The following is a 24,414-nucleotide window of genomic DNA, read 5'->3' on the forward strand; positions in this document are numbered from 1 at the left end:
GCCGGGCGGGGCGGCGCGCCGCGTCGGCGGCCTGACCGCACCGGGCGGCCGTGCCCGCCGCGGCGCCGAGCCGGTCCTCAGCTGGGTGTGACGACGCGGTGGCGGACCGCCCACATCGCGGCCTCGGTGCGGGACGCGGCACCGGTCTTGCGCAGCAGGTTGGACACGTGCACCGTGACGGTCCGGACCGAGATGCCCAGGGAGCTGGCCACCTGCTGGTTGGACATGCCGGCGGCGAGACAGCCGAGCACCTCGATCTCCCGCGCGGTCAGGTCGCCGCCGGCCCGCAGGCTGTGCAGCAGCGTCTCCGCCTCGGTGAGCCGCCAGCCGGGCCAGTGCACGAGCAGCGCCACCGCCCGCTCCGCGTGCTGCCGCGCGTCGCCGGCCCGGCCGAGCCGCAGCAGCGCGTGCGCGACGGCCGTGTGGACCGCGGCGTCGTACGGCGCCGCCTCCACCACCTCGACATCCGCGCCACCTCGTCGAGCGTCGCCGCGGTCCGCGACCGTCGCACCGCTGCCGTGGTGCGACACGCCCGGATCGCCGTGCTGCGTGGTGTTCCGGGTGGCCGCGCCGCCGGCCTGCGGAGCGGTCACGGTGCCGGGCTGCTGGGTGGTCATGGTGCCGGGGCGCGCAGCGGCCGGGTCGCCGTGCCGCGCGGCGGTCCGGGGCTGCAGGGCGGTCGCGCCGCTGTGGTGGGGTGCGGCCGGGTCGCCGTGGCTCATGGCGGTGCCTGGCCGTGGGGTGGCCGCGGTGCTGGGGCGCGGGGTGGATGCGGGGCCGGGGTGCGGGGTGGGTGGGCCGCCGTGGTGAAGGGCGGCCGGCAGGAGGTCGACCGCGGCGGCGTCCCGGCCCGCCGCGACGGCCAGGAGCAGCCGGAGCTGGGGCGCCGCGCCGACCGCGTCGCCGACGAGATCCTCGACCGTCGCCGCCGGCACGCCGCCGTGCAGGGCCCACCGGGCCGCCTCGACCAGCCGCGCGGGCCGGCAGTGGCCGACGCAGTCGGCGAGCGCCAGAGCCGGGTCGGCCGGATGCGCCCCGCGGGCCGCGACGGCCACCCGCAGCACCCTGACGAGGCCCACGTCGCGCCCCTCCCCGTCGGCGCGGGCCAGGAGGCGCACCGCGAGCGGGTCGTCGCCGCGCTCGACCGCGAGGAGACCCGCCGTCGCCACGAACCTGACCCGCTCCAGCGGATCCGTCTCGATCGGCAGCCGCGACCAGGTGAGCGCCTCGGCGCGGGCGAGGTCCCCGGTCCGCAGCGCGTGCGCGATGCCGAGCGCGGTCGTGCGCCCCGCGCAGAACTCCAGCCCGGCCCGGCCGATCGCGGCCATCGCCTCGTCGAACAACCGCCGCCCCGTCACGTCGCCGAGCCCCGGCAGCCCGACCGCCACGAGGTTGTTGATGGCCCGGCCGACGGTCACCGGGTCCCGGTCGTGCTCGGCGATCTGCCGGCACGCGTGCAGCAGCGCCACCCCCCGGTCCCGCCACCCCCCGAACGACAGCGCCGTCCCCAGCGTCACCCCGGCCGAGGCGATGCTCTCCCCGCTGCGCTCCGCGGCCACCATCGCCGCCTCGGCGAGGGGCACGACCACGCCCGGCGCAGTGGTCCGCAGCGCGCTCGCCGCCTCCGCCGCCAGCTGCCGCGCCCACGCCTGCCCGATCCAGCCCGCGCCAGCCGCTCCTGCCGCGTCAGCCGCTCCTGTACCTTCAGCCGCCCGGCGGCCGTCGCCGCTTCTACCGTCCCCGGCCCGTTCGTCGGCCCGGCCCGGAGCGGCGGCCAGGCCCGATGTGGTGGCGGCCAGGCCCGATGTGGCGGCGGCCAGGCCCGATGTGGTGGCGGCGCGGCCAGTTGTGGCGGTGGCGCGGCCGGTGACGGCGGTGGCGCGGTCGGTCACGGCGGCGGGGCGGTCGGTCGTGGCGGCGGTGAGGGCGGCGCGGGCGTCGGCGAGCGAGGCGATGTGGCCGGCCCGGTCGGCCAGGCACCAGCGGACCTCCGCGAGGAGCCGGTGCGCGTCGGAGATCTCAGCGGGGTCCGACGCGCGGCGCAGCCAGTCCGCGGCGTGCCGCTCCGCGACCGTGAACCGGCCCGCCACGAACGCGGCGAGCGCGCCCGCCCGGAGCAGCTCCCGGCGGTCGGCCGCCGACGGGGTGCCCGCGTCGGGAGCGCGCAGGCCGAGGTGGACCAGGTCCAGGGCGGCGTCCGGCAGGCCGGCGGCCAGGTTGGCGTGCGCTCCCCGTACAGCAGCGGCAGACGCCTCATCGAGACGGCCAAGCGCCGCGGCGTGCCTGGCCAGGGCGGCGTCGTCGCCCAGCTCGACGGCGAGGGTCCGGGCCAGGCCGTGCACCCGCGCCCGCTCGCTCGGCAACGCGCTGCCGGCCAGGGCGTCCCGCAGCAGCGGGTGCCGGAAGCGCAGCGGGCCCGCGGGGGCCAGGTCAGGGGCGATGACCAGCATTCCGAGGTCCAGCAGGCGGCGCAGGGCCGGCTCGATCTCGCCCTCGCAGACGTGCACGAGGACGTCGGTCTCGACCGGGTCGCCGAGCAGCGCCGCGGCGCGGGCCACCCGCCCGACCAGCGCCGGCTCGCCCGCCAGGGGCTCGACCAGCAGGCCGGCGACGTGCGCGGGCAGCGTCGCCCCGACCTGGTCGCCGCGGGTGGTGACGGCGCCGGCCAGGTCGCCGCGGGCGGTGAGGAGCTCGGTCAGCCAGAAGGGGTTGCCGCCGGTGCGGGTCAGCATCGCCCGGACGGTCTCCGGCGGCGGCGCGGCACCGCGGTGCGCCTCGATCAGCTCGGCGGTCTCGCGCGCGTCGAACGGGGCCAGGTGCACCCTGACCACCGACGGCGCGCCGCCGAGCCGGCGCAGCGTGCGGGCGGCGGCCGGCGCGAACGCGGCCTCCTGCGGCGGCCGGCTCGTCACCAGCAGCAGCGCGGGCAGCGCGGCGGCCGCGGCGAGCTCGCCGATGAGCGTGAGGCTGGCCGGGTCGAGGTCGTGCAGGTCCTCGACGACGAGGACGCCGCAGCGCCCGTCGAGCAGCCGGCGGACCACGTCGACGGCGGCGCGCAGCATCGCGGCGGGCGCCAGCCGGGTGCCGCCGCCCGGGGCGGGGGAGCGCTGCGCGAGCTCGGCCGGCACGCCGCCGTCGAGGGGGTGACCGCTGAGGACGGACGCCAGCCAGTCGTGCGGTGCCGCGCCGAGGGTACGGGCGGCGCCGGCCAGCACGACCGGTGGCGGCGGGTCGAGGCGGTCGAGCGACTCGGCGACGAGCCTGCTCTTGCCGCTGCCGGCCTCGCCGGTGACCAGCACGACCCGGGGCGCGGACGGCGCCGGGGACGCCGGCCGTCCCGTGGCGGGCAGGCCGGGCAGGGCCTTCAGGGCCTTCAGGGCCTTCAGGGCTTTCCAGGCACCCGTGATCTCGGCGAGCTCCTCGGCTCGTCCGATGAACGGGGTGGCGGGCATGCGGCCACGATACGCACAAGTGCGTACAGACGCTGTGTGTGTCGATCGGGGACGCTGGCGGGCATGGAAGAGTCGCAGCCGCGCCCCCTGACGCTGGAATGGGCCGCCCGGACCGAGGTCGGGATGGTCCGCAGCACCAACCAGGACTCGATGTTCGCCGGTGGCAGGCTCCTCGCCGTCGCCGACGGCATGGGCGGGATGGCCGCCGGCGACGTCGCCAGCCGGCTGGCGATCGAGGCGATGACCCCGCTGGATGAGGAGTTCGCCGGCAGTGACCTGCTGACCGCCCTGCGCACCGCCGTCTCCGACGCCAACCGGCGCATCCGCGACGAGGTCGAGGAGGACCCGGAGAAGCAGGGGATGGGCACGACCCTGACCGCGATCCTGTTCTCCGGCGACCGGGTCGGGCTCGTCCACATCGGCGACTCCCGCGCCTACCTGCTGCGCGGCGAGGAGTTCTCGCAGGTGACCCGCGACGACACCTACGTGCAGATGCTCGTCGACGAGGGCCGCATCACGCTCGACGAGGCCGCGACCCACCCGCAGCGGTCCCTGGTCAGCCGGGTCCTGCAGGGTCAGCCGACCGACCCGGTCTACTCGGTGGTCCCGGCGCGGGCCGGCGACCGGTACCTGCTGTGCAGCGACGGCCTGTCGGGCGTGCTGCGGGCGGAGACGATCGAGGAGGTCCTGCGCGAGTACGACGACGTCGGCGAGTGCGCCGACCGGCTCGTCGACCTCGCGATGCGCGGCGGCGGACCGGACAACATCACCGCGGTCGTCGGCGACATCGTGGGCGACGACGTGCCCGAGCCGAAGGGCCTGCGGCACCGGCTGCGGACGTGGCTCGGCCGCGACGAGGTCAACGGCGCGCGGCTGCCGGCCTGACCGCCGCCGGGATCCGGACGTCGTCCGGGGTCCACGCGGCGACCCGCTCGGCGGCGGCCACGGTCACGCGGTCCGGGGTCAGCCGGAACAGGGTCCGCACCATCGCGCCGGTGAGCCTGCCGCGCGCCCCGGCGAGCCGGCCGACCTGCCACGACCGCCGTGCGACGGCGGCCACCCGGGGGCGGCGCTGCTGGTCGTACACCTCGAGCGCGACGGAGACGGGAGCACCCTTCGGCAGCAGGAGCGCCAGGGTCACGGCATCCTCCAGGGCCTGGCAGGCGCCCTGGCCGAGGTTGGGCGTCATGGCGTGCGCCGCGTCGCCGACCAGCGCCACCCGCGTGCCGAAGCGCATCGGGGCGACCGGGTGCAGGTCGAGCAGCGGGTGGTGGGACAGCTGGCCGGGGGCGGTCGCGGCGAGCAGGCGGGGGATCGGGTCGTGCCAGCCGGCCAGGGCGCCGGTGAGCTCGGCGAGCTGCTCGGCCGGTGCACCGGCGCGCGGCGGGCCGGGCGCGGCGGCGTACCAGTAGACGGTGCCCGGACCGGTCGGCGCGTACCCGAAGCGCCAGCCCTTCGGCCCGATGGTCTCGCCGCCGCCGTCGACGTCGCCCCGGACGACGGCCCGCCACGAGACCTGGCCGCTGTCGCGGATGCGGACCTGCGGGGCGTACGCGGCGCGGACCGCGCTGCCGATGCCGTCGGCGCCGACGATCAGGTCCGCGTCCAGGGCCTCGACCCCGGCGACCCCGGTGACGTGATGTCCCGTGTGGACGGTCGCCGGCAGGCGGTCGAGGAGGATCTCGTGCAGGTCGGCGCGGTGCAGCACGACCGGCGGCTCGGGCAACCGGACCCGGCTGAGCGGGCGGCCGTCCCAGGCGCGCAGCCCGCCGCCGTGGATCCGCCCGCCGGCCCGCTCGACGGCGTCGCCGACGCCCAGGTGGTGCAGCGCCCGCATCGCGTTGGGCCACAGGGAGATGCCGGCACCGACCTGGGACAGGTCCGGCCGCCGCTCGAGCACCGTGACGTCCCAGCCCTGCCGCCCGAGCCCGCGGGCGGTCGCCAGCCCGCCGATACCGCCGCCCACCACGATCGCGCGCATGGCCGTCTCCTTCCGACTTCCGTCTTCCCATTGGATTTGCTACAGGTGTAGTAACTCGACGCTACACCTGTAGCATCGCCGTGTGAACGTTCGTGACGCGGATCGCAAGACGCTCCTGGCCGACGCCGCGATCGAGGTGCTCGGCACCGGCGGGGTCCGGGCGCTGACCCACCGGGCCGTCGACACCGCCGCCGGCCTGCCCCAGGGCACCTGCGGCTACCACTTCCCGAGCCGCGCCGCCCTGCTGACCGCCGCCCTGACCCGCATCGCGGCCCTGGACCTCGCCGACGCGTCCGGCGCGGATCTCCCGGCGGTGCTGCGCGGCTGGGTGCTCGGCGACGCGGCCCGCACCCGGGCCCGCTTCATGCTCATGCTCGACCCGCAGGCCCGGGCCGAGCTGGGCCCCTCCGCGGCCGACCTGGCCGGCGGGTTCGTGCAGCGGGCGGTGGAGCTCTTCGGCTCGCAGGACCGCGCCCGGCTCGCGATCGCCCTCATCGACGGGCTCCTGCTCGACGAGCTGACCCGTGGCACGGTCACCGACGAGCAGCGCCGGGCCCGGCTCGCCGCCGTCCAGGAAATAGTCACAACCCACCGATAACCTCGGGCGGCCCGGATCGTTGACCGGTTTGAGCATGAATCCCCCAGTGCCCGCCCTCTCGCGAAAGCGACACGACCGTGGTCAGCAACCCGCGCATGTTCTGGCTCGTCCTGGTCACCGCGGTCGCCGCGTTCAGTGCCGCGGCCTCCGCCGGTCCGGTGCTGTCCTTCGGCGCCGTCGCCGCCGGTGTCATCGTGGGCTCGCTCGTCCACGCCGTGTCGCTGATCCGCCTCGCGCTGCGCATCCACCACGGCCGCAGCGACTTCGGCCCGTGCCGTGGCGCCGGGTTCCTCGGCATGGGCGCCCTGTTCACCGGCGCCGGCGTGGCCGTCACCGGGTTCGTCGCGCTGACCACGTCCACCGCCGCGCCCGGCGTCGCCGCCGCCGTCACCACGCTCGTCGCCGCGCCCACGTTCCTGCTCGGCCTGCTCCTGCTGCCCGGCACGGCCCCCACGGTCCGCGCCCGGCTGCGCCGCCTCCTCGACGGCGCCGGCATCGGCGTCACCCTGTGCTACAGCGTCTGGGTCCTCGCCGCCACCACCTCCGTCCTCACCGGGCCGCTGCCCCTCGCCGTCGCGGTCACCTGCTGCGTCTCGGTCTCCGTCGCCGTCGTCGCCGGGCTGCGCGCCGTCCGGCACCGCCCCGCCGCGCTCGCCTGCGCCGGCGGATCCGCGCTGTCGATCGTCGGGCTCGGCCTCTTCACCGTCCTGCTCGCCGAGCTGCGCCGCCCCGGCGAGCCGTTCGGCCCCGGCGCCGGCTGGGTCTCCGCGGGCCTCGCCGTCGCCGGGCTCGCGCTCGTCGCCGGCCCGTTCCTGATCCTCGCCGGCGCCCGCCGCGCCGACGACGCGCCGACCCGCCCGCACGCCGCCGACGCCGGCGGCACCCTCGCCGGCTATCCGCTGCTCATCGGGCCGGCCCTGCTCGCCGTCGCGGTGTCCGTGACGCACCTGCTCACCGGCGGCCGGTTCGACCCCGTGGCCGTCGGTCTCGGCGTCGCCGCGGCGGTCGCCGTCGCGTGCCGGGAGGGCCTCGCGGCCCGCGACATCCGGCGGTACGCGCGGACCCTCGCCACCCGGGAGGCGCACTTCCGGGCGCTAGTCGCCGGCTCCACCGACGTCGCCATCGTCCTGGACGCCGAGCTCGTCGTGCGGTGGCAGTCACCGGCCGCGGCCCGCCAGTTCGGCCTCTCCGACCAGGACGTCCTCGGCCGCCCGCTCACCGACCTGCTGCACCCCGCCGACGCGGGCCCGGCCGGCGAAGCGCTGCGGGCCGTCCTCGCCGGCCGCCAGCACGTGCTGCTGCAGGCCCGGCTGCGCGACGGGTTCGGCCACTGGCGCGACACCGAGTCGACCATCAGCGACCAGCGCGCCGCACCCGAGGTCGCCGGCGTCGTCGTCCACGTCCGCGACGTCGGCGACCGGGCCCAGCTGCAGCGCAGCCTCGACGAGGCGACCTGGACCGACGACCAGACCAGGCTCGCCAACCGGCGCCGGTTCCTCGCCGCCGTCGCCGAGGCCCACCGCGCCCCGGCGGCCGAGGCGGGCTGCGTGCTCGTCGCCGAGCTCGACCGCTTCGAGAGCGTCGCCGACCTGCACGGCCCGACCGTCGCCGACGCGGTGCTCATCGAGGCCGCCCGCCGGCTGCGCGCCGCCGTCGGCCCGGAGGACCTGCCCGCCCGCCTCGCCGGCGCCGGCTTCGCCGTGCTCACCGGCGCGCCGCTCGTGCACGCGTTCGCGCTCGCCACACGCGTCGCCACCGCCTTCGCCGAGCCGTTCCACCTGCCCGGCCACACCGTCCACCTCACCGCCGACGTCGGCGTCACCGACCTGCGCGGCGCGGGCCACCCGCACGGCGCGGCCGGTGCCGAGGACGTCCTGCGCCGCGCCGACATCGCCCGCCGCCGCGCCCGGCAGCTGTCCCGCGGCCGCGACGGCGGCCGGGTCGAGTGCTACGACGAGTCCTTCGAGGCCGCCCTCGTCCGCCGCACCGACCTGGAGCAGCAGCTGCCCGGCGTCGTCGGCCGCGGCGAGCTCGACCTCGTCTTCCAGCCCGTCGTCGACCTCGGCTCCCGCCTCCCCGCCGGCGTCGAGGCGCTGCTGCGCTGGCGGCACCCCCGGCTCGGCGTCGTCCCGCCGCACGAGTTCCTGCCCGTCGCGGAGGAGCTCGGCCTCGCCGACGAGCTGGGCGAGTGGGCCCTGCACCAGGCGTGCCGGCAGCTGTCCCGCTGGCGCGCCGACGGCCGCGACCTGTGGATGTCCGTCAACGCCTCGGCCCGCCAGCTCGCCGCCCCCGGCTGGCTGGCCACCGTCGCCACCGCCGTCGACACCCACTGCGTCCCCGCCGAGTCCCTGATCATCGAGGTCGCCGAGGCCGCCCTGCCCGACGACACCGGCGCCGTCGAGCAGCTCGCCGGCCTGCGCGCCCTCGGCGTCCGCACCGCGATCGACCACTTCGGCACCGGCCCGACCGCCCTCGCCCACCTGCGCCGCCTCCCCGTCGACGTCCTGAAGATCGACCAGGTGCTGTTCAGCGAGCCCGCCGGCCAGCGCGCCCCGGCCACCCCGATCGTCGACGTCGTCGTCGGCCTCGCCCGCCGCCTGGGGATCGACGTCGTCGCGTGCGGCCTGGAGACCGAGTCCCACGTGGACGTCGTCCGGGCCGCGGGCTGCCGCCTGGGCCAGGGTTACCTGCTCAGCCGGCCCGACCACGCCGAGCATGTCGAGGCCTACCTGGAGCGCCACCGAGCCAGGCTCTTCTGACCGCAGCGGGGATACGCGGCGGGGCGCCGCTGCTCTACCGTGATCATCCATGGCCATGCAGTTCGAGTACACGGTGCCCCAGCCGCCGCGCAGGAACACCACCCTGCGGACAGTGCTGATCGTCGTCGGCGTGCTCGCCGTGCTGTGCTGCGGTGGTGGCGGCGTCGGTGCCTACTTCCTCTTCAACAAGGTGGCCGACTCGACGTCGGCGGCGCAGGCGGCCGCCGAGGCCTACGTCGGCGCCCTCGAGTCCGGGGACTTCGCCGCCGCGTACGGGCTGGCGTGCGCCGCGACGCGCGGCGAGCACACGCAGGACGACTACGTCGCGGCCCTGGGCCGGCAGCCGAAGATCCAGAGCCACAAGGTCGTGGGCACGTTCATCCGGAACGTCAACGGCAAGACCTCGGCGGACATCACGATGGACGTGGTGTACGCCGAGGGCTCCCCGAAGCGGTACGTCTTCACCCTCGTCGAGGAGGGCGACGCCTGGAAGGTCTGCGGCGTGCCCTCCTGAGCGCCGCTCAGTAGTCGGTGGCGCGGGGGCGCGGCGGGGCGTGCAGGGTCAGGATCAGGTCGAGGACCAGCGCGGTCCACCCCGTCTGGTGCGCCGCCCCGAGCCCCGCCCCCGTGTCGCCGTGGAAGTACTCGTAGTACAGCAGCAGGTCGTGCCAGGCGGGGTCGTTCTGGAACAGCGGGACGTCGCCGAAGACGGGCCGGCGGCCGGTGTCGTCGTCGCGGAAGATGTTGACCAGGCGCCGCGACAGGTCGTCGGCGACCGCGGCGAGGGTGGCCATCTTGCCGCTGCCCGCCGGGTACTCCACCTGCAGGTCGTCGCCGAAGAACTCGGAGAAGCGGCGGACCGCCTCGATCAGGATGTAGTTGACCGGGAACCAGATCGGCCCGCGCCAGTTGGAGTTGCCGCCGAAGAGGCCGCTGGTCGACTCGGCGGGCTCGTAGCCGACGGTGTAGTCCGCCTCGCCGATGTGCACGGTGAACGGCTCGTCCTTGTGGGCGCGGGACAGCGTCCGCAGCCCGTACGGGGAGAGGAACTCCTCCTCGTCGAGCATCCGCTGCAGGATGCGGATCAGCTGGTCGGGCCCGACCATCGACAGCAGGCGCAGCTGCTGCCCGCCGCGGCTCTTCTTCGCGCCGACGACGTCGCCGTACTCGGGCTTGTTGGTGAGGAACCAGCGCAGGCGGGCCGCGACGTCGGGCAGGCGGCGCAGCGTGGAGGAGCCGATGATGGTGGTCGCCGTGAGCGGGAGCAGGCCGACGACGGAGCGGACCTTCAGCGGGATGCGCTGCCCGTCGGCGGTGCGCAGCACGTCGTAGAAGAAGGCCTCCTCCTCGTCCCAGAGGCCGAACTCGTAGGCGGCGTCGGCGATGTACGCGAAGTGCTCGAGGAACTTGGCGGCGATGTCCTCGTAGACCCGGTCGTGCACCGCGAGCGCCAGCGACATGTCGAGCATGTTCAACGCGTACATCGCCATCCACGCCGTGCCGTCGGACTGCTCCAGGCGGCCGCCGACGGGCAGCGCCGCGGACCGGTCGAACGGGCCGACGTTGTCCAGGCCGAGGAAGCCGCCCTCGAAGACGTTGTTGCCCTCGGCGTCCTTGCGGTTGACCCACCAGGTGAAGTTGAGCAGCAGCTTGTGCAGGACACGGGCGAGGAAGTCGAAGTCCTTGGAGCCGTCGATCGCGAAGACGCGCAGCGCCGCCCACGCGTGCACGGGCGGATTCACGTCGCCGAACGCCCACTCGTACGCCGGGATCTGTCCGTTGGGATGCATGTACCACTCCCGCAGGAGCAGCAGCAGCTGGTCCTTGGCGAAGCCGGGGTCGACGCGGGCGATCGCCACGCAGTGGAACGCCAGGTCCCACGCGGCGTACCACGGGTACTCCCACGGGTCCGGCATCGACAGCACGTCGCAGCTGTTCATGTGCCACCAGTGGCTGTTGCGGCCGTGGCGGCGGCTGTCCGGCGGCGGCTCGGAGACGGGGTCGCCCTCCAGCCAGCGCGCGACGTCGAAGTGGAAGAACTGCTTGCCCCACATGAGGCCGGCGACGCCCTGCCGGACGATCATCGCCTCCTCCGGGGTGGCGGTCGGCGGGACGAGGTCGGCGAAGTAGGCGTCGGCCTCGGCCAGCCGCCGGGACATGGTCATGTCGAAGTCGGCGCGCAGGTCGGCGGGGGCGAGGTCCTTCGCGCCGGGCGCGTTGAGGTTGAGCCGCAGGCGGATCTCGTGCGTGCCGCCGGCGGGCACGGAGATCAGGTAGTGCAGCGCCGCCTTGGTGCCGACGAGGTCGGGGTTGACCGTGTCCTTGCCGTGCAGGATGTGGTCGTTGATGCCGTCCTTCGGGTACTCGCGGCCCGGTTTGCCCCAGATGCGGTCGCCGTTGGTCTCGTTGTTGCAGAACAGCGGCTGGGGCGCGCCGTCGCCGGTCAGCGCGAGGCGGCCCAGCAGCCGGTGCTCGGCCAGCAGGCCGTTGTCCTTGACGCGGATCTCCGGCTCGTAGTCGCGGCCGGGCAGCCCCCACGCCCACGTGTTGCGGAACCACAGGGTCGGCAGCAGGTGCAGGGTCGCCGGCTCGGGCCCCATGTTCTTGACCGTGATCCGGACGCACATGTCGGTCGGGCCGGCCTTGGCGTAGTCGACCTCGACGGCCCAGTAGCGGTCGTCGTCGAAGATGCCGGTGTCGACCAGCTCGTACTCGGGCTCGTCACGCCCGCGGCGGCAGTTCTCGGCGACCAGGTCGTCGTAGGGGAACGTGCGCTGCGGGTAGTGGTAGCGCCACTTCATCCACGAGTGGGTGGGCGTGGAGTCCAGATACCACCAGTAGTCCTTGACGTCCTCGCCGTGGTTGCCGAGGTCACCGCCGAGACCGAACATCCGCTCCTTGAGGATCGGGTCCTTGCCGTTCCACAGGCCGAGGGCGAAGCAGAACGTCTGGCGGTCGTCGCAGATGCCCGCCATCCCGTCCTCGTTCCACCGGTACGCGCGGGAGCGGGCCTGGTCGTGCGGGAAGTAGTCCCAGGCCGTGCCGTGCGGGCTGTAGTCCTCCCGGACCGTGCCCCAGGCGCGCTCGGAGAGGTAGGGCCCCCAGCCCCGCCATGGGCGCTCCCCGCTGTCGGCCTCGGCGAGGCGTCGGCGCTCGGCGTTCCCATCGTCCTCGATCACGAAGTCATTCTCCGTCGCAGATGTTTCGCTCAAGTTGAGCGCGGTCCCGGTGTTGCGTTTGTGGCTTTTGTCAGTCCACCAATCTTGCCTTGATCAATAATCCTGTCGCGAGTCACTCGCGTCCTGCCACTCCTTGCCACCAAGATTGTGCCCATGGTGGTGTTCGGTGCGCAGGTATGCGGTGATTTGTCGGTAGGAGCGGAGCGTGAGTGGCTGGTTCCTGACGGTACCGGCGGTTACGCGATGGGCACCGTCTCCGGGTTACGAACCCGCAGGTACCACGGCCTTCTGGTAGTCGCCGAGCCCGGGCGGCCGGCCCGGCGGCACCTCGGCCTCGCCGCGCTCGACCCCGTCCTGACGCTGCCGTCCGGCGCCACTGTGTCGCTCGCCACGCATGAGTGGGACGGCGGCGTCGTCAGCCCCGAGGGCCACACCCTCCTGGAGCGTTTCGAGCTCGTCGACGGCCTCCCGCGGTGGCGCTGGCGGATCGGGCCGGTCGTCCTGGAGCGCGGTCTCGCCATGGTCCACGGCAGTCCGCACGTCGGCGTCGTGCACCGGCTGCTGAGCGCGCCCGGCCCGGTCACACTGACACTCAAGGCACTCGTCACGTGGCGCGACGCCCACGGCGAGCGGGGTGCTTCCGGTCCGCCGCCGGTCGTCGCGTCATCCGGCGACGGTGCCGTCGTCGAGCGCGCGTTCCGGCTGCACGGCCCTTCCTGGGAGCCGGGCGGTCAGTGGTACCGGGGTGCCTATGCCCGCGAGGAGGCCGCCCGCGGGCTCAACGCGACCGAGGACCTCTGGTTCGCCGGCCAGTTCCGCGCCGAGCTGCGCCCCGGCGAGGCCCTCGAGGTCGAGGCGTGGGCCGGCGACGGCCAGCCCCGCGGCGCACAGCGGATCATCGACCGTGCGGAGGAGCGCAGCCGTGCCCTGGTGCACGACGCTTCCGACGCGGTGGATGCCGCTCTGGTACTGGCGGCCGACGCGTTCGTCGTCGCCGGTGCGCAGGGCGCGCCGGATGTTGTCGCCGGGTACCCGTGGTTCGGCACCTGGGGCCGCGACACGATGACCAGCTACGAGGGGCTGTTCCTGGCGACCGGCTGGTGCGACGAGGGCCGCGAGCTGCTGCGCGCCTACGCCGCCACCCTGTCCGAGGGCATGCTCGCCAACACCGCCGACACCGGGCAGACGGAGTACAACACCGTCGACGGCACCCTGTGGTTCCTGCACGCCGTCGAGCGGCACGTCACCGCCACCGGCGACGAGGACCTGGCCCGGGAGATCCTGCCGGGCCTGGAGCAGGTGGTCGCCGCGCACGTCGCGGGCACCCGCTACGGCATCCGGGTCGACCCCGCCGACGGCCTCGTCACGCAGGGCGCCCCCGGCGTCGCGCTCACCTGGATGGACGCCCGCGTCGACGGCGTCCCCGTCACGCCGCGGGCCGGCAAGCCCGTCGAGGTGAACGCGCTGTGGATCAACGGGCTCGCCGCCGTCGCCGGGCTCAAGGAGCGGCTCGGCGGCGACGCCACCGGGCTGCGCCGCCTCCGCGAGCAGGCCACGGTCAGCTTCGGGGCACGCTTCCGGATCCCGCACCCCGCCGGTGGGCAGGACGCGGCGCCGCTGTTCGACGTGGTCGACGGCCCCGGCGGCGACGACCCGTCGACCCGCCCCAACCAGCTCCTCGCCTGGAGCCTGCCGCACGCCCCGCTGCGCGGCACGCCCGTGCCGGCGCGGCTGTCCGACCTGTTCACGCCGCTCGGGCCGCGCTCCCTGGCGGCGGACGACCCGGCCTTCACCGGCGCGCACCGCGGGTCGCCCGGCGACCGGGACCGCGCCTACCACCAGGGGACCGTGTGGCCCTGGCTGATCGGCCCGTACGTCGACGCGGTCAGGCACGCTCCGGGGGGCGACGACCGGGAGCTGCTGGCCGGTATCGAGGCACACCTGGACGAATGGGGCGTCGGCTCGGTCAGCGAGACCGCTGACGGACAGGCGCCGCACCGGGCGACAGGATGCCCGTTCCAGGCCTGGTCGGTCGCGGAGAGCCTGCGCGTCCGACGGAATGTCGGTTGACCGTTACACCCTAGAAATGAGATTTGCCTCCCTGGTAACCCTCGCCCGGCAGGATGAGTCTCAAGCCCACCCACCGCGTCACACGCGAGACCGATTTGCGTGTGTCAGCGTTGGCGCGCGTGGGTAACAGGGCGGGCGTTTTTGATCGACAACTCGACTGTGGGGGCGGCCACGTGGACCAGACCATCGGCAAAGCGGCGACACCGATGAGAATTCTGATGCTCTCGTGGGAGTATCCACCCGTCGTCGTCGGCGGGCTGGGAAGGCACGTGCACGCCCTCGCCACCTCGCTGGTGACGGCGGGCCACGAGGTCACCGTCGTGACCCGGCACGCGCCCGGCGCTCCCCTGGAGGAGTACGCCGAGGGCGTCCGGGTCGTCCGCGCGGCGGAGGACCCGCCGCTGTTCCCCCTGGCGACCTCCACGCTGCTGGCGTGGACGATGGCCTTCAACCACACCCTGACCCGGGCCGCCCTGCGCGCCGCGGCCACCGGGGAGTACGACCTGATCCACGCCCACGACTGGCTGGTCACGCACACCGCCGTGACCCTCAAGGAGTGCCTCGACCTGCCGCTGGTCGCGACCATCCACGCCACCGAGGCCGGCCGGCACCAGGGCTGGCTGCCCGACGAGATGAATAAGTGCATCCACTCCGTCGAGTGGTGGCTCGGCCACGAGGCCTGCCGGGTGGTGGTCTGCTCCGAGTACATGCGCTGGGAGGTGACCCGGCTGCTGGACCTGGCGCCCGCCCGCGTCTCGGTCGTCGCCAACGGGGTCGACTCCAGCGTCTGGAAGGCGCCGTCCCGCGCCGTCAACGCCGCCCGCGCCCGCTTCGCCGGCGAGGGTCCACTCCTCGGCTACGCCGGCCGCCTGGTGTACGAGAAGGGCGTGCAGGACCTCATCGCCGCCCTGCCCGAGCTGCGCGCCCGGCACAACGGCCTGCGGGTCGTCATCGCCGGTGACGGTCCCCACCGGGCGGAGCTCCAGGAGGACGTGCGGCGGCTGCGGCTGCAACGCGCTGTCAGCTTCGCCGGCTTCATGGGGGAGGGCGAGCTGCCCGCGCTCATGGCCGCCACCGACGCGCTCGTCGTGCCGAGCATCTACGAGCCGTTCGGCATGGTGGCGCTCGAGGGTGCCTCCGCCGGCGCGCCCCTCGCCGTCGCGGCGACCGGCGGCCTCGCCGAGATCGTCCAGCCCGGCGAGACCGGCGTGACCTTCCCGGCGAAGACCCCGGACGCGCTCGCCGCGTCCGTCGGCACCCTGCTGGACGACGAGCCCTTCGCCCGCCGGGTCGCCCAGAAGGCCCGCACGATGGTCGGCCAGAAGTACGGCTGGTCCACGATCGCGGCCGACACCGCCGACGTGTACCGCACCGCCATCACCGAGGCGCCCGGCTTCGCCGCGAGGCAGGCCGCCGCGGTGCTCGAACACGGACGGCCGCAGATCGTCGTGCCGGACGGCAACCTTCTGACGATCTGAGTCGCATCTTTGAACGGCCCCGGCGAGAAGTTTGCCGGGGCTGTTCGCATATGGGGTCTCGCGCCGCAGCCGGATGGCGATTAGGGTTCCTGGGGTACAGCGACCGGAATCGATCAGGACGGCGGTTGGGTGAGCGGGACGGCTGACGAGGTCCTCGGTAACAGGTACCGGCTGATCGCGCCGGTCGGGACCGGGGGCATGGCGGTCGTCTGGCGGGCCCAGGACCTCGTGCTCGACCGCGACGTGGCGATCAAGCTGCTCGCCGAGGAGCTCGCCAACAAACCCGGCAACCGGGAGCGCATCCGGGCCGAGGCGCAGGTCGTCGCCCGCCTCCAGCACCCCAACATCACCGCCGTGCACGACTACGGCGAGGCCGGTGACCTCGCCGCGGGCCGGCACGGCCGCCGCCCGTACGTCGTCATGGAGCTCCTCGAGGGCGAGCTGCTGTCCAACCGGCTGCGTAGCGGGCCGATGTCGTGGCGCCGCGCCACCCAGATCTGCGCCCAGGTCGCCGCCGGGCTCGCCGCCGCGCACGAGCGCCACGTCGTGCACCGCGACATCAAACCCAGCAACATCATGCTCACCGCCGCCGGCGCGAAGATCCTCGACTTCGGTGTGGCCGGGCTCACCGGCTCGTTCGACCCCGACGACGAGGACGGCACCGTCTTCGGTACACCCGCCTATCTCGCGCCGGAGCGGCTCCTCGGCGGCGGCGTCATCCCCGCGACCGACGTCTACACCGTCGGCCTGCTCGTCTACCGGTGCCTCACCGACCGGCTGCCGTGGCACGCGGACACGCCGACGCAGATGATCGCCAACCACGTGTACGAGCCGCCGCACCCGCTGCCGGACATCCCCGGGCTGCCGGCCGGCATCGCCCAGCTCGTCGGGCAGTGCCTCGCCAAGGACCCCGACACGCGGCCACCCGCGGCGTACGTCGCCCGCACCCTCGCCGCCGCCACCGGCATCCACGTCGTCCTACCCGGGGAGGACGGCTCCTCCACGCAGGAGGTCCACGCGCCCGCGGTCCCGGTGCCACGGCACCGGGAGGCGCCCGAGCCGACCTTCGGCCGGGAGGTGACGGTCCCGCGCAGCCGGCGGGCGGCCCGGCGCCGCAGCCGCCGCGCCCTCGCCGGCTCGGTCGCCGCGGTGGTCCTCGCCGTCGGCGCCGGCGCGCTCGCCGTCTGGAAGCCGTGGGCGCCCCGGCCCGCGTGCAGCATCGACTACTACAGCCGGCCCGAGCCGGTCGAGAACGTCGACAAGGCCTTCGCCTCCCGGATCGTCATCGCCAACTCCGGCAACCGGCCCGTCAAACCGTGGCAGCTGCACTTCCTGCTCCCCGGCGGGCAGGAGGTCACGCACGTCAACGGCGGCGTCGCCAGCTGGCAGCGGGTCGGCGGCGGCGTGCGCGTCACCGGCGAGATCGGCATCCCGCCCGGCAAGGCCGTCACCATCGGCATGAACGGCGCCAACGGCGTGATGCCGATGCCGACGAGCTTCTCCGTCAACGACGTCGCCTGCGACACCCGCTACGCCGAGGGCCGGCGCGGCACCGTCCTCCCGCCGATCACGGACCTCGTCCCGGCACCGGAGAACGGCAGCCGCCCCACCGCCAGCGTCCCGCCGGAGAGACCACCGGACGGCGGACCGCCCGGCGGGTTCGACGGCGACCGGCCCCCGCCCCCGCCGCCGGGCGAGGACGACTTCGGTGGCGGCGGCGGTCCGCGCCCGTCCGGGCAGCCGACCGGCAGCCGCCCCGCGAGCTCCGCGACGTCGGCGCCGCCCCGGTACGTGCCCGGCCGCGCCTGACCTCTGCGGCCACGGCGCCTTCGCGTTACGTTCGGAGGCGTGCGCTTCCCTGGTCCTGTCGGGTTCGTCTTCGGCGGCGGCGGCGTGCTCGGCGCGGTCGAGGTCGGCATGGCCCGGGCGCTGCTGCACGCCGGGATCCGCCCCGACCTCGTCGTCGGCACCTCCATCGGCGCGTTCAACGGCGCCGCCGTCGCCGCCGCCCCGGACGAGCGCGTCGCCGACCGCCTCACCGAGCTGTGGGTGTCGCCGGAGGCCCGCACCGTCTACGGCGACTCGCTGCCCCGCCAGCTGGGCCGCTTCGCCCGCCGGACCCACCTGCACTCGCCGGCGCCGCTGCGCCGGCTGCTGACCCGCGAGCTCGGCGCCGACACGACCTTCGACGACCTGCCGGTGCCCTTCCAGTGCTGCGCCGCCAGCATCGAACGCGCCGCCGAGCACTGGTTCGACAAGGGACCCCTCGTCGAGGCGGTCCTGGCGAGCTCCGCCGTGCCCGGGCTGCTGCCGCCCGTCCACCTCGGGGATGAGCACTTCATCGACGGCGGGATCGTCAACTCCGTGCCGGTCGGCCGCGCCGTCATCCTGGGGGCCCGCACCGTGTTCGTCATGCAGGTCGGCCGGATCGAACGGCCGCTGCGCCCGCCGCGCCGGCCGTGGGAGGTCGCGCAGGTCGCGTTCGAGGTCGCCCGCCGGCACCGCTTCGCCCGCGAGGTGGCCGAGGCGCCGCCCGGCGTCACCGTCCACGTCCTCCCCACCGGCGGCGGCTCCGCACGCGACGACTCACCGCTGTCCTACCGCAACATGACCCTGGCCCGGGCCCGCATCGACCGCGCGTATGAGGCGACGCGCGCGTACCTGTCGTCATGATGCCGCCCCGCTGGCTGCGCCGCGTCGTCCTGGCCCCGGTGTTCCTCGCGGTCATCGTCGCGGTCCTGGCCACGATGCCGGTGTGGCTGCTGGTCGCGGCCCTGGCCGCACCGTTCGGGTCCGGACGGCTGCGCGCGCTGCGGGTCACCTGGATGCTCGCCGTCTACCTGCTGCTGGAGGCCGTCGCGCTGGTCGTCCTGTTCGGGCTCTGGGTCGGCAGCGGGTTCGGCTGGAAGCTGCGCGGCCCGCGGTTCCAGCGGATGCACTACGTCCTCACCGGGCGGTTCCTGCACGTGTTGTACGACCAGGCGCGCTGGGCGCTCGGCGTCAAGGTCGCGGTGGTGGGCACCGACCCGGACGTGGCGGCACCGGGCCGGCCGGAGCTCGTCTTCTGCCGGCACGCCGGGCCGGGCGACTCGTTCCTGCTCATCCACGCGCTGATGAACTGGTTCGACCGGGAGCCGCGCATCGTCCTCAAGCACACCCTGCAGTGGGACCCCGTCATCGACGTCATGCTCAACCGGCTGCCCAACCTGTTCCTCACCGACGGCGGCGGCGACCCGTCGCACGTCGCCCGGCTCGCCACCGGCCTCGACGACAACGACGCCCTCGTCCTCTTCCCCGAGGGCGGCAACTTCACCCCGACCCGCCGCGAACGCGCCATCCAGCGCCTGCGCGACCTCGGCCTGCACGCGATGGCCGAGCGCGCCGCCCGCCTCCGGCACGTCCTCGCACCCCGGCCCGGCGGGACCCTCGCCGCCCTCGACGCCGCCCCCGAGGCGGGGGTCATCTGGGTCGCGCACACCGGCCTGGACAGGCTGCTCACCGCCGGCGACGTGTGGCGGCACCTGCCCCTGGACCTGACCATCACCATGCGCTGGTGGTCCGTCGACGCCGCCGAGGTGCCGGCCGGTGACGAGCAGCGGGTCGACTGGCTGTACGAGTGGTGGGCCCGCATCGACACCTGGATCGACCGGCACAACTGACAAGGCCTTCCCGGGGGCTCGTGCGGTCGCGGGGCGGCGTTCGTGGAGAATGGCCCGATGCGATTCGGCTTGCTGGGCACGGGACACTGGGCTGCGAAGACACAGGCGGTGGCCCTGGCGGCGCATCCTGACGCCACGCTCGCCGGCGTCTGGGGCCGCTCCCCGTCGAAGGCCGCCGCGCTCGCCGAGCCGTTCGGGGCCAAGGCGTATGACGACGTCGACGCCCTCCTGGACGACGTCGACGCGGTCGCGGTCGCGCTCCCGCCCGAGATCCAGGCGAGCCTCGCCGCCCGGGCCGCCCGCGCCGGCAAGCACCTCCTGCTCGACAAGCCGCTCGCGCTGACCGTCGAGTCCGCCGCCGCCGTCGTCGAGGCCGCCGACGCGACCGGGGTCGCGTCCGTCGTGTTCTTCACCAACCGCTTCATCCCCGCGGTCGACGCGTTCCTGCGCGACAACGCCGCGCTCGGCGGCTGGTACGCCGCGCACGCCACCATGTACGCCTCGATCTTCCAGCCCGGCAACCCCTATGCGGGCTCGACCTGGCGCAAGGAGCACGGCGGGCTCTGGGACCTCGGCCCGCACGCCCTCTCGGTGATCCTGCCGCTGCTCGGCCCCGTCGTCGACCTCAGCGCCGCCGACGGGCCCCACGACACCGTGCATCTCCTGCTCCGGCACGACAGCGGCGCCGCGAGCACCCTGTCGCTGACCCTGGACGCGGCCCCCGACGCCACGTCGTTCGGGTTCTCGTACTTCGGCGAGCACGGCGCCCTGACGCTGCCCGCGTGGGGCGCCGACACCCCCGTCGACGCCTTCGGCCACGCGGTCACGGCCCTGATCGCCGCGGCCGCGGGGTCGCCGCACCCGTGCGACGTCCGCTACGCGGCGCTCATCACCGGGATTCTGAGCGCGGCGGACCAGGCCCGCCGCACCCAGACGATCGTCACCGTCTGACGTTCCACTCGGTTTCAGCCGCTTCTGCGCCGGTTTCAGCGCATCCGGGCGGGTTTCAGCGGCTCCGGGCGGGTTCAGCGCATCCGGGTCACCGCGTCGCGGATGCGTCGCACGTCGCGGATGCGTCGCTCGTACGTCGTCGCGAGGGCCACCAGGACCAGCCCGGCCACGGCGAGCGGAGCCCACCGGGGGAGCAGGTCCCAGTACACGGCGATCTCGTGCAACGCGACGACCGTCAGCACCAGTCCGCCGGTGACGGCCGGCGCCTGGAGCCGCCGCACCGCCCCCACGACGACCACGACCAGCGCCCCGGTCCCGAGCAGCAGTCGCCGCACGGGTTCGCCCTCGACCACCAGCACCGACGCGAGGCTCGGCCCGAACGCCGCGAGCAACGCCGGCCCGAACGCCACCCAGCTCCCGAGCGGCCGCTGTCCCACCACCGCCCGCTTCCGCGTCGCGTACCAGCCGACGCCCGCCGCGACCGCGCCCGCCGGCAGCGTGTACGCCTCCAGCAGCGCCACCTCGTTCGAGGCCAGCACCAACCAGTACGCGACCAGCTGCGCCGCCCCGGCCACCCCCGCGAACGCGACCCTGGGGCCGCCGGTGAGCGCCCGCAGCCCGAGCGCGAGCCCCCAGAGGCTGCTGATCCCGGCCATCGCGGCGAGGTCCCCGCTGGTGAGCAGGAACGCCACCACCGCCGTGGCGTGCGCGACCACCTCCAGCACGAGCCCCTCCCAGGCCCGCGCGTTCCGCCCCTGACCGTCCCGGACCTGCCCGACGCCGCCCTGGGTCCAGCCGCCCTGCGCCGCTCCTGCGCCTGCCGGTGCCGCTTGCACGGCTTCCGTCTGTGCGGCCCCTGCGTGGATGGCGGCTGTGGCTGCTCCTGCCGCCGCTGCCTCCGTCTGCGCGATCCCTGCCTGCGTGGCCCCTTCGTGCGTGGCCCCTTCGTGCGTGGGCCCCTCGTGCGTGGGCACTGAGGGCGGGGCCCATGCGTGCGTGGCCTCGGCCTGAGCGGCTCCCGTTTGCGAGGCGGCCGCCGGTGAGGCGCCGTCGTGCCCAGGGACGACCTGTGCGCCGCCGTCCTGCACGCCGGTTGCGGCTGGGTGCAGCCGGCGGACGACCACCGACGCCGCGAGGACGGCGGCGGCCGCGAGCAGGACCCAGTAGCCGGCCCATCGCAACGGCAGCTCCGCCGCGCGGGCCGAGGCGAACGCCAGCCAGCCGGCGCTGACCGCACCGACCAGCCAGCCGGCCGTCCTGGCCGCCGCGGTCCGCCCCGCCACGCCGACGACCGCGCCCGTCACCAGGACGGCCGCCAGAGCGGCAAGGGTGGCCGGTCTCGTCGCGAGACACCCGGCGAACCCGGCCCCGGCCGTGAACCAGCACGTGAACGCCCCCACGTTCACCCGCATCGCCCGCGCACCGGGCCTGACCAGCGCCGCGGCAAGTGCCGTGCCGAGCCCACCCGCGAGCGTCACCGCGGGCACCACCGGCCACGGCGCCTCGGCAGCCAGGCACCCCAGGACAACGGCCATGGTGAGCGGTGCCCCCGCGAGCGTCCACACGGCCGTCCGGGTCCGCCGGGCGACGAGGACCGCCAGCACCGCCACCAGCCCGAGCGCCGCCGCGGCAGGCCCCGGCCCGAACGCCTGCGCCTCCCCGGCCCACCAACGCCCGCCCGGATCAAGCCCCACGCCGCCGGGCGCCCCCTGCCAGACGGCCCCGAGCCACCGGTACGGCCGCACCAACGTCTCGAACACCGCCGGCACCACCGCGATCAGCACGACCGCCGCAGGGACGACCCCGGGCAGCACCGCTGTCACCAGCCATGCGCCCGCCGTTCCTCCCGCGGCAGGACCCCCGTCGCGGGCCCGCCCCCACCCGGCCGCGCCGGTCGCCGCGAACCACACCGCGAGGATCACCCCGGCCGCGAACACCCCGAACGGCAACCGCCCCCCATCGGCCACCGACAACCCGACCGCGGCCAGCGTCACCCCCAGCCCCCCGAGCGCGACCCCGAGCACCCCCGCCCAGCCGACCCCACCCGACCCGTCCGGTCCCACCCCGGCCGTCCCCTGCCCCGCGCCGATCCCGCCGTACGCCGGACCGACCCCGCCGTGCTGCCCCTCGGACGCGCCCTGCGCCGCGCTGATCCCGCCCTGCGCCGGGCCGGTCGCGCCGTGCGGCGCTGGGGACGTGCTCTGCGGTGTGCCCATTCCGTTCCGGGTCCGGGCGAACCTGCCCAGGGCCACGGTGGCCAGGACCGTGGCCAGCGCCAGGCCGCCCGCAGCGCCGAACATCGGCGCCGGCACCGACCACGCCTCACCGTTGGTGGCGAGCCGGACCGCGGCGGCCGCGAGCAGCGGCAATCCCGCCAGCCCGATGGTGATCCCCGGCGCCGCGAACCTGGCCGACCCGCTCCGCGCTGCGAAGACCGCACAGATCACGGTCAACCCGGCCATGGTGAGCAGCGTCGCCAGGGGCGTGTCCAGCCCGACGAGGACCGCGTGTGCCGCCACCACCGGCAGCGCCGTCGCCGCCCACCACCCGGCCGGGATTGCCGTCCGCGCCCGGTCGGCGACGGGCGACGGCTCCTGCAAGGGTGTTGCGGGCGACGGGGCGGCAAGTCCGACCACAGGCGTAGGCGCGGGCCGGGTGGACCAGCGCAGTGCGGTGACCGTGAGGGCCGCCAGGACCGCGAAGTCGAGCACGGACACCACCGGCAGCGGGGCGTCGAACGTGCCCGGGACGGCCAACGCGAGCAGCACCAGCGTCGGCCAGACCACCAGGCGGGACCGGGTGAGGACGAAGACGGCCGCGGCGACGGGCAGCAGGGCGGCCGCCACCTGCCAGGAGAAGATCCGTGCCAGGGTGGACGCCGGGCCGTGCCAGGCGGGCAGGGCCGCGTCGACGGCCGACCCGGCGGCGAACAGGGCGGCGTAGGCGTAGGGGACCGCGGTCGTGCCGGCGACGACGTACGCGCCGACCCGGGCGCCCGCACGGACCCGGGCGGGCAGCACGGTCGCGGCGAGCGCGAGCAGCACCGGCACGCACGCGAACGCGATGGCCCGGTGGTCCGGCAGCACCTCCGCGAGGATTCGCACCGCGACGAGCGCGACGATGCCGACCGCCACCGCGGTGCCGACGTGCGCGGTGGTCCGGTGGGCGAGGCCGGCGGCGACGATGACCGCGGCCAGGGCCAGCATCGCCCCGCCGGCGCCGAGCGCGCCGGTCACGCCATCCACGGTGGACAGTGCGAGCAGTCCCAGCGGCGCGGCGGTCGCGACCGCGATCCCGGCGCCGACCCAGGCGGCCTTCTCCACCGTCCGGGCGAGCAGCACGTCGAGCGCCGCCACCGCGACGAACGTGAGCGTCCAGCCCGTCGCCTCGAAGGACCGGTCGGCCGCCAGCAACGGCAGCACCGGCTGCACCGCGAGGAGGGCCGCGAAGCGGGGACCCCGCAAGCCGGTTGCGAGCGCATACCCGCCGGCGACGACGGCGGTCACCCCGAAGACCAGTCCCGCGTACGTGGTCGGCGTGGTCGTGTCGGCGAGCCCGGCGAGGTTGACGTACCAGGCGGCGTAGCCGTCCAGCAGCACGAGCAGCAACCCCAGCGCGGCGAACGTCTCGGCCGTGGACCGCAGCCCCCGCGCCAGCGCGAGCGGCGGCAACGCGAGGGTGACGACCGTGACCGTCGCCAGGATCGCGGCCCGGCCCAGCACCCCGAAGCTCGCCCAGGCGACGGCCGCGAACACGATCGCCGCGCTGCCGAGCAGCAGGCCACCGAGGATGAACAGCAGGTTCTGCACCGTGCGGGGGCTGGCCTCCGCCGCCGGCGCCGCGGCCGGGGGCACCGCGGCCGGCCCGTGGACCGCCGGACCGCCCGGGCCCGGCACGAGCACGGGGCGGATCGGCGGCTGCGGGGGTGCGGGCGTCGGCCGTACCGACGCCGCTGCCGCCTCGGAGAGTGCCCGGCGCGCCATCTCCACCGCCTGGCTGACCCGTGCCGCAAGCATGTTGCGCTGTGCGCGCACCGCGTTCAGCCGCTGGACCGCCGCCTGGTACTTGGAGCGTGCCTCGTCGAGCTCCGCGCGGGCCGCCTCGACCTCGACGAGCAGCTCGCCGGCCCGGGCGCCCAGCCGCACCACCTCCGCGGCGTCGGGGAACGGCGGGCGACCGCAGCCGGAGCAGCCGGCGTCAAGGTCGGCCTGGCCGCCGCAGAACGGGCACGGGTACGTCGTCATGGTGATCAGGATGACGCCGCAAGGTGGTTGCGGGTATCCGGTG

The 24,414-nt window shown here is 75.3% G+C and carries 13 protein-coding genes and 1 pseudogene; 10 read left to right on the plus strand and 4 right to left on the minus strand.

Going from position 1 to position 24,414, the window contains the following annotated elements; genetic code table 11:
• Positions 1–77 precede the first annotated feature (77 nt).
• A complete protein-coding gene (locus ABZ321_RS47325) occupies positions 78–3,452 on the minus strand; it encodes a LuxR C-terminal-related transcriptional regulator (protein WP_354902945.1) in 3,375 nt (1,124 codons plus the stop codon).
• A gap of 63 nt (positions 3,453–3,515) precedes the next feature.
• Between ABZ321_RS47325 and ABZ321_RS47330 the strand changes: the two are divergent.
• Positions 3,516–4,238 (plus strand): annotated as a pseudogene (locus ABZ321_RS47330) (protein phosphatase 2C domain-containing protein); the annotation flags it as partial.
• 73 nt (positions 4,239–4,311) lie between these two features.
• Here ABZ321_RS47330 and ABZ321_RS47335 read toward each other — a convergent pair.
• Complete coding sequence (locus tag ABZ321_RS47335; RefSeq protein ID WP_344512917.1) at positions 4,312–5,433, minus strand: FAD-dependent oxidoreductase; 1,122 nt, start codon at positions 5,431–5,433, stop codon at positions 4,312–4,314.
• A gap of 82 nt (positions 5,434–5,515) precedes the next feature.
• On the opposite strand from ABZ321_RS47335, the gene ABZ321_RS47340 reads away from it, so the two are divergent.
• The 3 genes from ABZ321_RS47340 (at position 5,516) to ABZ321_RS47350 (ending at position 9,304) form a co-directional block, all read left to right on the plus strand.
• A complete protein-coding gene (locus tag ABZ321_RS47340) occupies positions 5,516–6,031 on the plus strand; it encodes a TetR family transcriptional regulator (protein WP_344512919.1) in 516 nt (171 codons plus the stop codon).
• A 95-nt stretch (positions 6,032–6,126) separates the two neighbouring features.
• Positions 6,127–8,790, plus strand: coding sequence for an EAL domain-containing protein (locus tag ABZ321_RS47345; RefSeq protein WP_354902947.1), 2,664 nt, complete (start codon positions 6,127–6,129; stop codon positions 8,788–8,790).
• 49 nt (positions 8,791–8,839) lie between these two features.
• A complete protein-coding gene (locus ABZ321_RS47350; protein ID WP_344512923.1) occupies positions 8,840–9,304 on the plus strand; it encodes a hypothetical protein in 465 nt (154 codons plus the stop codon).
• Positions 9,305–9,311: 7 nt separating this feature from the next.
• On the opposite strand, the gene ABZ321_RS47355 is transcribed toward ABZ321_RS47350, so the two are convergent.
• Positions 9,312–11,969, minus strand: a complete 2,658-nt coding sequence (locus tag ABZ321_RS47355) for a glucosidase (RefSeq protein WP_344512925.1) — start codon at positions 11,967–11,969, stop codon at positions 9,312–9,314.
• Between the two features lie 147 nt (positions 11,970–12,116).
• On the opposite strand from ABZ321_RS47355, the gene ABZ321_RS47360 reads away from it, so the two are divergent.
• The 6 genes from ABZ321_RS47360 to ABZ321_RS47385 all read left to right on the plus strand — a co-directional run bounded on the left by ABZ321_RS47360 (position 12,117) and on the right by ABZ321_RS47385 (position 20,127).
• The gene (locus ABZ321_RS47360) at positions 12,117–14,039 is read left to right on the plus strand and encodes an amylo-alpha-1,6-glucosidase (RefSeq protein WP_354902949.1); all 1,923 of its coding nucleotides are present in this window, start codon (positions 12,117–12,119) and stop codon (positions 14,037–14,039) included.
• A gap of 206 nt (positions 14,040–14,245) precedes the next feature.
• The gene (locus tag ABZ321_RS47365) at positions 14,246–15,517 is read left to right on the plus strand and encodes a glycosyltransferase family 4 protein (protein ID WP_344512929.1); all 1,272 of its coding nucleotides are present in this window, start codon (positions 14,246–14,248) and stop codon (positions 15,515–15,517) included.
• A gap of 129 nt (positions 15,518–15,646) precedes the next feature.
• Positions 15,647–17,326 (plus strand): serine/threonine-protein kinase, encoded by a 1,680-nt coding sequence (locus ABZ321_RS47370; RefSeq protein WP_354902952.1) that lies wholly within the window; start codon positions 15,647–15,649, stop codon positions 17,324–17,326.
• Positions 17,327–17,365: 39 nt separating this feature from the next.
• A complete protein-coding gene (locus ABZ321_RS47375; protein ID WP_344512932.1) occupies positions 17,366–18,190 on the plus strand; it encodes a patatin-like phospholipase family protein in 825 nt (274 codons plus the stop codon).
• Positions 18,190–19,176, plus strand: a complete 987-nt coding sequence (locus ABZ321_RS47380) for a 1-acyl-sn-glycerol-3-phosphate acyltransferase (RefSeq protein WP_344512965.1) — start codon at positions 18,190–18,192, stop codon at positions 19,174–19,176. Before ABZ321_RS47375 ends, ABZ321_RS47380 begins: the two co-directional genes overlap by 1 nt.
• A 57-nt stretch (positions 19,177–19,233) precedes the next feature.
• Positions 19,234–20,127, plus strand: coding sequence for a Gfo/Idh/MocA family oxidoreductase (locus tag ABZ321_RS47385; protein ID WP_344512934.1), 894 nt, complete (start codon positions 19,234–19,236; stop codon positions 20,125–20,127).
• Positions 20,128–20,201: 74 nt separating this feature from the next.
• On the opposite strand, the gene ABZ321_RS47390 is transcribed toward ABZ321_RS47385, so the two are convergent.
• On the minus strand, positions 20,202–24,371 hold the full coding sequence (locus ABZ321_RS47390) for a hypothetical protein (RefSeq protein WP_354902954.1): 4,170 nt from the start codon (positions 24,369–24,371) through the stop codon (positions 20,202–20,204).
• Between the last annotated feature and the right edge of the window lie 43 nt (positions 24,372–24,414).

Origin of the sequence: Dactylosporangium sp. NPDC006015, from assembly GCF_040614215.1 — a bacterium.
Taxonomy (GTDB): Bacteria; Actinomycetota; Actinomycetes; order Mycobacteriales; family Micromonosporaceae; genus Dactylosporangium; species Dactylosporangium maewongense.

Excerpts from the sequence above, each read along its gene's own strand:
- ABZ321_RS47390 (WP_354902954.1), bottom strand. The coding sequence starts at position 24,371 with ATGACGACGTACCCGTGCCCGTTCTGCGGCGGCCAGGCCGACCTTGAC.
- ABZ321_RS47325 (WP_354902945.1), bottom strand. The coding sequence starts at position 3,452 with ATGCCCGCCACCCCGTTCATCGGACGAGCCGAGGAGCTCGCCGAGATC.
- ABZ321_RS47385 (WP_344512934.1), top strand. The coding sequence starts at position 19,234 with ATGCGATTCGGCTTGCTGGGCACGGGACACTGGGCTGCGAAGACACAG.
- ABZ321_RS47380 (WP_344512965.1), top strand. The coding sequence starts at position 18,190 with ATGCCGCCCCGCTGGCTGCGCCGCGTCGTCCTGGCCCCGGTGTTCCTC.
- ABZ321_RS47345 (WP_354902947.1), top strand. The coding sequence starts at position 6,127 with ATGTTCTGGCTCGTCCTGGTCACCGCGGTCGCCGCGTTCAGTGCCGCG.
- ABZ321_RS47365 (WP_344512929.1), top strand. The coding sequence starts at position 14,246 with ATGAGAATTCTGATGCTCTCGTGGGAGTATCCACCCGTCGTCGTCGGC.
- ABZ321_RS47335 (WP_344512917.1), bottom strand. The coding sequence starts at position 5,433 with ATGCGCGCGATCGTGGTGGGCGGCGGTATCGGCGGGCTGGCGACCGCC.
- ABZ321_RS47350 (WP_344512923.1), top strand. The coding sequence starts at position 8,840 with ATGGCCATGCAGTTCGAGTACACGGTGCCCCAGCCGCCGCGCAGGAAC.